Source organism: Enterobacter sp. 186315 (assembly GCF_053290175.1).
In genome coordinates this window covers 1-355 of the sequence record NZ_JBPTTK010000075.1, presented here as the reverse complement: position 1 = coordinate 355, position 355 = coordinate 1, and the positions used below count along the sequence as shown (strand labels likewise).

1 pseudogene is annotated in these 355 nt (G+C 56.9%); it reads right to left on the bottom strand.

Going from position 1 to position 355, the window contains the following annotated elements:
* Positions 1-355: pseudogene (locus ACSVHP_RS23020) on the bottom strand (IS1 family transposase); the annotation flags it as partial.

The following is a 355-nucleotide window of genomic DNA, read 5'->3' as shown; positions in this document are numbered from 1 at the left end:
GCAGCTTTCCCTTCAGGCGTGATTCATACAGCGGCCAGCCATCCGTCATCCATACCACGACCTCAAAGGCCGACAGCAGGCTCAGAAGACGCTCCAGTGTGGCCAGAGTGCGTTCACCGAAGACGTGCGCCACAACCGTCCTCCGTATCCTGTCATACGCGTAAAACAGCCAGCGCTGACGTGATTTAGCACCGACGTAGCCCCACTGTTCGTCCATTTCAGCGCAGACAATCACATCACTGCCCGGTTGTATGCGCCAGGTTACCGACTGCGGCCTGAGTTTTTTAAGTGACGTAAAACCGTGTTGAGGCCAACGCCCATAATGCGTGCACTGGCGCGACATCCGACGCCATTC